Below are 9,759 nucleotides of genomic sequence, written 5' to 3'. Positions count from 1 at the left end.
TTCGCAAAAAGCCACTAGCCGCGAAACGTTACCTGCAAGCGTTCCGCCGGTTCAATAATCTAACGCAACTTTTAAAGAAATTTATAAGTTCGTTATTATGAAAAACTACAACCGAATTACACTACAAGAACGTATTGAAATTGAAAAATTATTAGCACTTAATCTCTCCTATTCTGCCATTGCTTTTAAACTTGGTAGACATAAAAGTTCTATTATCAGAGAAGTCAAAAAGTACCCTAAAAAGCAATACCAAGCTTATTATGCTAACTTAAAATCTTACTCTAGAGCTATAGACAGAAGATTTGGTAAAAGCAAGATTCTTTTCAATCCAAAACTGCAAAAATTCATTCATCAAAAGCTAGCAATGTTTTGGTCACCTGACCAAATAGCTGTAAGTTTAAAACGGCTATTCCCTAATGATAAAACTATGCAAGCTTCGCACGAAACCATTTATCTTTACATCTATCTTCACTCTAAAAAAGAGCTCAAAGAAATGCTCATTTCAGAGCTCAGACAAAAAAGAAAACAAAGAGGAAATACACGTCGAGGAACCGACAAAAGAACAACCATTAAAGATCCTGTCAGAATTGATGAACGCCCGGAAGAAGTAATCGGACGTGAAATCCCGGGACATTGGGAAGGCGATTTAATACTGGGTAAAAACCGAGAATCAGCTATTGGAACTTTAGTGGAAAGATCTACCAGAGCTGTCATACTGGTTCATCTCAAAAACAGGGATTCCAAATCTGTTCGTAAAGCATTCGAAAAAGAATTTAAACAACTTCCAAAGCTGATGAAAAAATCTTTGACCTACGATAACGGAACCGAAATGGCGCAGCATAAATTATTCACCAAAAACACCAAAGTACAAGTTTATTTCACTCATCCATATTCGCCTTGGGAAAGACCAACAAACGAAAACACAAACGGACTTTTAAGAGATTATTTCCCAAAAGGAACCGATTTGTCAATTGTGACTAAAAAACGCCTTAAAAGCGTCCAAAATGAACTTAATGAAAGGCCAAGAAAGGTACTCGACTATCAAACTCCTAAAGAAGTTTTTGATAAAATCATTTTAGAAAAATTATAACTATATTTGAATCAACTAGCGTTGCGCTAGAAACTTGAAACCGCCTTCCGAGCGACACGAACATCTGAAAAAATAACGAAATTTTCACTACTTTTGCCCAAAAAAACTTAAGTAAAACAATGCTCCAAACAATTCAAATCATTGCTTTAATACAAGGGATTTTTGTCCTTTTTGTCTTGTTTACAAATCGGAAAGATTACAAAAAAACTACTTTTTGGTTGCTCTTTGGAAGTTTAATCTCTGTTTTACTTTACATCTTGGGTGATGACAAAAACAATCTGTTTGTTGAAAATACAGATTGGTTTCTTTTTGATAACACCTTATTTGTAACCTTTCTGTTTTTGTTTTTCAAGTATTACAAAAATGAAAGAGAAAAATTTATAAAATCCAATTATCTATTTTTTCTTCCCAACATTTTTTATTTAATTCTTGAAGTACTCGAAATAAAATTACCCAAAGAAAACTTTAATATTGAAATTCTAGAAGTGATTTTGGAATTAACTTTTGTGATTTATCTAGTCTTAATTTTACATTCTGTTTTTACGAATAAAAGAAGAATTTGGACTACTTATTTTGTTATTCCAATTGTTATTTTACTTGTGTTTTCTTGTATAAATGATACTCTTAAAATAATTGGATTAAAAGAATTATCTTTTTTCAGCAATCAAAACTTTAACTCCTATCTTTTATTAATTGTCGCCTTTCTATTTTACTTTATTTCTTTTAAATTATTGACTAATAACAAATATATTTTGCCAAAAAACGAAATAAGCAAATACAAAAATTCTAATCTGAACACAAAACTGATTGAACAATATAAGTCGGATTTAATTAATGCAATGAAAATAGATAAATTGTACTTGAATGGAAAATTATCCATTCAAGATGTTTCAGAAAAACTCAATATTCCAAAACATTATATTTCGGAAGTTTTAAACGAACACATGAAAACAAATTTCCAAGATTTCATCAATGAATACAGAGTAGAAGAATTTATAAAACGCCTAAAAAATGACCAAAATAATCAATTTACACTTTTAGGAATTGCCATAGATGTGGGTTTTAATTCTAAATCTTCTTTTAATGCTATATTCAAGAAATTCAAAGGTTTAACACCAACTGAATTCAAAAAAAATCTTGTGCAAAACAACTAATTTGTACAAAAAAATTATTCTGCACTTGTCTTTTTTTATTTACTCGTAGTTACTAACGTTATTTGCAGTATAATTTAAAATTGATCAAAAATGTTTCCACAAAATGCATCAAAAAAAGTACTATACTTTTTGATTTTACAACTTTCATTCTTCTCAATCACAAACGCACAAACAAGTGTAACCGTTTCGGGAATTATAAAAGACAAAAATAGCAAAGCTGTTTTGCCTTTTGTAAACGTGTTGTTAAAAACAGAAAAAGACAATTCATTTATTAGTGGGACAGTAACCAACGAAGAAGGACGTTTTTCTTTATCAAAAATAAAATCTGGAAACTACTATTTAGAGGTTTCTTTTATCGGCTACAAAACATCAAAACAATCGCTTTATGTTGGAAATCTAACGGAATTTTTAGACATCAACACTATTGAATTGGAAGAAGAAACTACCACATTACAAGAAGTTGTTGTAACAGGAAAAACTTCCGAATTAAGTGCTGCAATGGACAAAAAAACTTTTTCTCTAAAAGACAATATTAGTCAAAGTGGTGGTTCGGTTTTACAAGCTATGCAAAATTTACCAAGTGTTACAGTACAAGACGGAAAAGTACAACTTCGTGGAAACGATAAAGTGACTGTACTCATTGACGGAAAACAAACAGCATTAACAGGTTTTGGCAACCAAACAGGATTAGATAATATTCCTGCTTCTGCGATTGAAAAAATTGAAATCATCAACAATCCTTCTGCCAAATATGATGCAAATGGAAACGCAGGGATTATCAATATTATTTACAAGAAAAACAAAAAAGATGGTTTTAATGGAAAGTTTGGTTTTACAACAGGTGTAGGTTCTCTTTGGGTGCGAAAAGAAAATTTACCAACCATAAGACCACAATATACTTTTACACCAAAAATCAACCCAAGCGTTTCACTCAATTATAGAAAAAACAAAGTCAATGTCTTTTTTCAAGGCGATTACTTATATACTGAAACGCTTAACAAAAATGAATTTGTAACAAGAAATTACGACAATGGCGATGTAATTAATTCACAATTAAAACGCAACAGAAACACACATTTTACGACATTGAAAAGTGGTTTTGATTATGCAATTAACGACCAAAATTCTTTGACTGTTTCAGGACTTTTTGGAAGTGAAAAAATAATTGACAAAGGCGACCAACCATTTTTTAATGGAGACTTTTCACAACGAAATAGACTTTGGCAGTTTTTAGAAGATGAATTAAAAACAACTATTATGGCAACTGCCATTTATCAACACAAATTTAAAGAAGCAGGACATTTGCTAAATATTGGTTTCAATTACACTTTTCACAGAGAAGACGAAAAATATTTTTACGACAATTATTTGCCAACTTCCACAGGAACAGATGCGTTTAAATTATTATCTGACGAGCAAGTTTATGATTTTAATTTTGACTACATAAAACCACTTAAATACGGACGAATTGAAACAGGAATTAAACTTCGTAACAGAAATATACCGACAAATATGCAATTTATACCAGGTGTAAATTCAGTTTTAGACACCAATGCAGGCGGTTGGGCAACTTATAAAGAACTAATTCCTGCCGTTTATGGAAACTATATTTTTGAAAATAAAAAATGGGAAGCCGAACTAGGTTTAAGAATTGAGTATGTGAAAATTCAATATGACGTTAATCCTAATCATATTGTTTATCAAAGTGATGGATATAATTATACCCAACCGTTTCCAAATTTACGTTTGGCATACAAAATTAACGACAATAACAAAGTTTCTATTTTCTACAACCGAAGAGTTGACCGACCTAACGAAGTTGATATTCGTATTTTTCCAAAATATGACGATGCAGAAATAATTAAAGTTGGGAATCCTGCATTGCGACCACAATTTACAAATTCGATAGAATTGGGCTATAAAAAAAGTTGGGAAAAAGGAAGTTTATATAATGCTATTTATCACAGATTTGCTGACGGAACGATTACAAGAATTTCTAGTACTGTTCCACCAAGTAATTTAATTTATGCAACATTTCAAAACGTAAATAAAAGTTACAACACAGGAATTGAAATGGTTTTAGCACAAGAAATTTCTAAATTGTACGCATTCAATATTAATCTAAACGCATACAGAAATCAAATAGATGCATTTACTGTTGAAAACAAATATCCTACTACACATACATTTTCAGCAGACAAACAAGAAATATATTCTGGAAATATTAAATTGAACAATACGTTTCATTTTCCTAAAAACATAGATGCGCAATTAACAGGTATTTATTTAGCGCCCGACATTATTCCACAAGGAAAAATTAAATCGAGATTTTCATTAGACCTTGGACTAAAAAAAGCAATTCAAAAAGGGAAAGGCGAGCTCTTTTTTAACGCATCAGATTTGCTAAACACAATGATAATCAAAAAAGAAATCAACGGACAAGGCTTTAATTATAACAGTAATGACTATTACGAAACACAAGTAATAAGGCTTGGATATAGTTATAAATTTTAACGGAAAGTGCAATACGGAAAATACGCCAGCAGGTAACAGCTGTTATCCGCTATAGCTGGTTTTTCTTGAGTTGTACTTCTTTTTTCACGTAAAAACTTTATCTTAGCAGACAGTACGCAGTTCGCTGGAATCGCTACAGACGGATAGCAGCGAAACGTTATGGGCTACCGGGCCAAGAATGTAAAGAGAATCATTTAAGAGATGGAGGTTTATTTGAAAATATGATTCTTAATAACTTACATATATCATTAACAATTACCTTTCTTTTCTTATCAGGCATAATCCAAAATATTATAAGTACTGAAGGAAACCATAAAACCAATAAAATGAAAATAGGAATTTCAAAGACATTTGATAGAAGACTTGACATATTATTTTTTTTAAAGTAATTAAGCAATGTTTTATATTTTAACTTGTAATATGAAACAAAACTAAAATTTGCTTAAACCTTAAAATAGGACACAATATTTTGCTTCACATTTATATAATGTAAAAAACGAAAAGTGTATCAACTTAATAGAATTTAGATATTTAAAAACAATAGTGGCAGCCCATAACAGCGGTTAGTAGCACTTGCTGGTTTTTCTTTAGCTCTACTTCTATTTTCACGTAAAAACTTTTACCTTAGCAGACAGTACGCAGTTCGTTGGCTTCGCAAATGCAACTAGCCGCGAAACGTTAGCGGTAATGCGGCCAAGATTGCGGAGAATTCAATAACCTATTGTAACAAATGAATTTTTACAGATTACATATTCAGACCAGAAGTGACGTAGTTTACAATCAAGTTAGCAAAATCTTGAATTTAGAGCCAACATTTCCCTATGATGAAAAAGAACTGAAAAGATTATGGATTCATGGTTTTGAAGACGATAAGGAAGATAGTTATATTGATTTTATAAATGTTTATTTGAATATACTTGAACCAAAATTTGAAGAATTGGAAAGTGTTGGTATAAAGAGAGACGATATTAGCGTTTGGAGAATTTACGGTTACAATCAACAATGTTCAATGGAATTTTCACCAACAGAAATGAAGCGTTTGGCAGAAAATGGAATAACTTTATGTATAGATTGCTTTGAACAGTAAGCACTACCGCTAACAGCGGCTAGTAGCCATTGCTGGTTTTTCTTGAGCTTTACTTCTATTTTCACGTAAAAACTTTTACCTTAGCAGACAGTACGCAGTTCGTTGGATTCGCAAATGCAACTAGCCGCGAAACGTTAGCCGTCAGTTTGGCAGAACTTAAAAAAACAGAAAATGAGCAGACGATTGATATTAAATTTAGTTTTGCCTTTAACTGTAATAATCTTTATATTTTTTTCAAAGTGGTGGATTGTTGATGTAGTTGATGGAACTGACGGAATAATGTACGGTTTTCCTTTTATATACAAAGCACCAGCATTCTACACTTCATGTGCGTATGAATATTTCTCGCTTGAACTGATTGCTGACTTATCAATTTATTTTGCTCTTATATTAGTTATAGTTTACTTGACAAATAAATTTTTAATTACAATTAAAATCAGAAGAATAGTCTCAATTATTCTATTTTTAGTTGCGGCTTTTTTAATTTCCATAGAATTATTTATTGCTTCTATGCCTGAGAATAAATTTTCACTCAAAAGAGATTATGACATTGAAATTAAAAGAACTGGTGTTGAATATCCATTTAATGAAAATGACAGAAAAGAATTCGACAATTATCATAAATAAAAAACCGAACGGCTAACAGCGGTTAGTAGCTATTGCTGGATTTTCGTGGTTTCACGCTTGTTTTTCACGTAAAAATTCTATCTTAGCTGAAAGTACGCAGTTCGCTGGCTTCGCAAAAAGCCACTAGCCGCGAAACGTTATATGCAATGCCACCACCCATGAAAAACCTTGCTTTTATTTTCCTCTTTCTATTGCTTAGTTGCAAAACTTCGAGTAAAGTCGAAAGCACAACAAAGACAAAATATTCTAAAATATATAGCTTCCCGAATTCGAGAATAATCGTGTTTAATGACAGCATCACTAAATCTCTGTTTACTAGAAACAACGTAGAAGTTCCATTTTCCCCTACAACAGAGGATATAATCTTCCTAAATAGAAAATTGGAAACTAAATATTATCGTTATATAAAACAGAGATATACTTTTGACTACAGTTCTCTTCCTAATAAAAAATATTACGTGGATTTAGACAAAGAAACTTTAAAACATGCAAGAAAAATTCAAAATCAAATGAAATTCTTAGATAAACAATTTGTTTGCTATATAGACAGCTTAGGAAGAAAGGTTATTGCGATTAAGATTGTTAAGCCAGACGAAAACAAGGTTGACGCTGAAAGAGAATGGGTCGGAAGTATAATTGATTTAAAATACAATCAGGATAATTCAACATTTCTGTTAGATTAGCACTGCATATAACAGCGGCTAGTAGCCATTGCTGGTTTTTCTTGGCTTCACTCCAATTTTTCACGCAAAACTATTATCTTAGCGGACAGTACGCAGTTCGCTGGTATCGCAAAAAGCCACTAGCCGCGAAACGTTATAGCCAATTTTTACGCCCCTCTCGTCCTAAAATAGGTTGACTAAAAATTAAACACTTTTAGTATCCTATGGAAACAACAAAAAAAACAACATGTCGAAAAAAGGAGTATCAAAAAGTTAGCTTTGATCTCAAACTTTCTATCATTGCCGAAATCAATAACGGACAAATCTCTGCCAATTATGCTTCTAAAAAGTACGGTATATCCAGAGCAACGCTTGCCTATTGGACCAAGAAATTGTCTAACTTTGAGGGAAAATCCAAAGCTATGAGCAAAAACGACGAGATTAAAAAATTACGTGAACGCATCGAAGAACTAGAGTTCGTCAAAGACTTCCAACAAGATATTATTGCTGATTTCGAACATATTACCGGTGAACATCTTTCAAAAAAGTATTTGCCCGAAGCATTAGCAAAAGAGATAGAGAAAAAGCGACTAAACCTTTCAAAAGAAAGTGGCTCTATCAATGCTTCGGAATAAGCAAACAAGCTTATTACCAAAGAATTAAACACGATTTTACCAAAGAACAACAACACAAAGTTGTTCTCGATTTAGTGCGCAAAATCAGGATCAAAATGCCTAAAACTGGAACCAGAAAACTCATGGAACACATACAAAATGAACTCATTACAAACAATATCAAAATGGGAAGAGATGCGCTTTTCGATTTACTTAGAAGCTATGGGTTATTAGTCAAGAAAACAAAACGTTTTCACATTACAACCGATTCTAAGCACTTCTTTTTTAAATCACCTAACCTACTCAAAGATTTATCTTTATCTCACGCAGAGCAAGTCTTTGTAAGCGACATAACCTATATCAAAGTCGATGGTGGCCACGCTTATTTAGCACTGGTGACAGATGCTTACTCAAAGAAAATAATGGGTTGGAAATTAGATGACAATATGAGAGTGACTCTTGTCAAAGATGCCCTGGATATGGCTTATAAAAACTGTATTCATAACCATAAAAATATCATTCATCACTCTGACAGAGGAATTCAGTATTGCTGCCCGGACTTCTCAGAATTTGCTCAAAAAAAAGGGTTTATACTCAGCACAACCCAACAATACGATCCGTATGAAAACGCAGTAGCTGAAAGAATTAACGGAATTTTGAAGTATGAGTTCGGGCTAAAAAACACTATTAGAAATATTGAAATCGCTCAAAAAATGATAGCCGAAGCTGTAAACATATACAACAACGAACGTTTACATTGGAGTTTAGATTTAAAAACACCCCAAATAGTGCACAAACAATATGATAAACAACCTTATAAATCCTATGCTAAAAAAGCAGCTTAAAACCTATCAATTATTTATGTAAATTTGATTCAATTAATAACCTAAAACGGTCAACGTATTTTAGGACATGACAGCCGGTTCAATAATCTAACGCAACTTTTAAAGAAATTTATAAGTTCGTTATTATGAAAAACTACAACCGAATTACACTCCAAGAACGTATTGAGATTGAAAAATTATTAGCACTTAATTTATCCTATTCTGCCATTGCTCTTAAACTTGGAAGACATAAAAGTTCTATTGTCAGAGAAGTCAAAAAGTATCCGAAAAAACAATACCAAGCTTATTATGCTAACTTAAAATCTTACGCTAGGTCTATAGACCGAAGACTTGGTAAAAGCAAGATTCTTTTCAATCCAAAACTGCAAAAATTCGTTCATCAAAAACTCGCAATGTTTTGGTCACCTGACCAAATATCAGTAAGTTTAAAACGGCTATTCCCTAACGATAAAACTATGCAAGCTTCTCACGAAACAATCTATCTTTACATCTATCTGCACTCCAAAAAAGAGCTCAAAGAGATGCTCATTTCTGAACTCAGACAGAAAAGAAAACAAAGAGGAAATACACGTCGTGGAACCGACAAAAGAACAACTATCAAAGACCCTGTCAGAATCGATGAACGCCCAGAAAATGTACTCGGAAGAGAGATTCCGGGACACTGGGAAGGTGATTTAATTCTAGGTAAAAACCGCGAATCAGCCATAGGTACTTTAGTAGAAAGATCTACCAGAGCTGTCATCTTAGTACATCTTAAAAATAGAGATGCTAAGTCTGTTCGTAAAGCATTTGAAAAGGAATTTAAACAACTTCCGAAACTGATGAAAAAGTCGCTAACTTATGACAACGGAACTGAAATGGCCCAACATAAATTATTCACTAAAAACACCAAAGTCCAAGTCTATTTTACTCATCCTTATTCACCTTGGGAAAGACCAACTAACGAAAATACAAATGGACTTTTAAGAGATTATTTCCCTAAAGGAACCGATTTATCATCTGTAACCAAAAAACGCCTTAAAAGCGTCCAAAATGAGCTCAATGAAAGACCCAGAAAGGTACTCGACTATCAAACTCCTAAAGAAGTTTTTGATAAAATTATTTTAGAAAAATTATAACTATATTTGAATCAACTAGCGTTGCGCTGGAAACTTGAAACCGCCCCC

At 32.4% G+C, this 9,759-nt stretch carries 9 protein-coding genes; all 9 read left to right on the top strand.

Annotation, left to right across the window (positions count from 1 at the left end):
- The first annotated feature begins 97 nt into the window (after nucleotides 1-97).
- The 9 genes from SK086_RS05875 (at nucleotide 98) to SK086_RS05835 (ending at nucleotide 9,711) form a co-directional block, all read left to right on the top strand.
- Nucleotides 98-1,090, top strand: a complete 993-nt coding sequence (locus tag SK086_RS05875; protein ID WP_324690428.1) for an IS30 family transposase — start codon at nucleotides 98-100, stop codon at nucleotides 1,088-1,090.
- A 119-nt stretch (nucleotides 1,091-1,209) separates the two neighbouring features.
- Complete coding sequence (locus SK086_RS05870; RefSeq protein ID WP_324690427.1) at nucleotides 1,210-2,244, top strand: helix-turn-helix domain-containing protein; 1,035 nt, start codon at nucleotides 1,210-1,212, stop codon at nucleotides 2,242-2,244.
- A gap of 90 nt (nucleotides 2,245-2,334) precedes the next feature.
- A complete protein-coding gene (locus tag SK086_RS05865; protein ID WP_291265981.1) occupies nucleotides 2,335-4,758 on the top strand; it encodes a TonB-dependent receptor domain-containing protein in 2,424 nt (807 codons plus the stop codon).
- A 796-nt stretch (nucleotides 4,759-5,554) separates the two neighbouring features.
- Nucleotides 5,555-5,845 (top strand): hypothetical protein, encoded by a 291-nt coding sequence (locus SK086_RS05860; protein WP_324690426.1) that lies wholly within the window; start codon nucleotides 5,555-5,557, stop codon nucleotides 5,843-5,845.
- A gap of 171 nt (nucleotides 5,846-6,016) precedes the next feature.
- Complete coding sequence (locus SK086_RS05855; protein ID WP_324690425.1) at nucleotides 6,017-6,472, top strand: hypothetical protein; 456 nt, start codon at nucleotides 6,017-6,019, stop codon at nucleotides 6,470-6,472.
- A 458-nt stretch (nucleotides 6,473-6,930) separates the two neighbouring features.
- Nucleotides 6,931-7,155, top strand: coding sequence for a hypothetical protein (locus tag SK086_RS05850; RefSeq protein ID WP_324690424.1), 225 nt, complete (start codon nucleotides 6,931-6,933; stop codon nucleotides 7,153-7,155).
- 203 nt (nucleotides 7,156-7,358) lie between these two features.
- A complete protein-coding gene (locus SK086_RS05845; RefSeq protein WP_290862968.1) occupies nucleotides 7,359-7,769 on the top strand; it encodes a transposase in 411 nt (136 codons plus the stop codon).
- The gene (locus SK086_RS05840) at nucleotides 7,697-8,593 is read left to right on the top strand and encodes an IS3 family transposase (RefSeq protein WP_324690447.1); all 897 of its coding nucleotides are present in this window, start codon (nucleotides 7,697-7,699) and stop codon (nucleotides 8,591-8,593) included. The genes SK086_RS05845 and SK086_RS05840 overlap by 73 nt, the downstream gene beginning before the upstream one ends.
- 125 nt (nucleotides 8,594-8,718) lie before the next feature.
- Complete coding sequence (locus tag SK086_RS05835) at nucleotides 8,719-9,711, top strand: IS30 family transposase (protein ID WP_324690423.1); 993 nt, start codon at nucleotides 8,719-8,721, stop codon at nucleotides 9,709-9,711.
- The last annotated feature ends 48 nt before the right edge of the window (nucleotides 9,712-9,759 follow it).

It is taken from the genome of Flavobacterium cheonhonense (assembly GCF_035671315.1).
In the GTDB taxonomy this organism is placed as follows: Bacteria; Bacteroidota; Bacteroidia; order Flavobacteriales; family Flavobacteriaceae; genus Flavobacterium; species Flavobacterium cheonhonense.
Note: the sequence above shows the minus strand (reverse complement) of the source record. Positions and strands in the feature narration are given on the sequence as shown.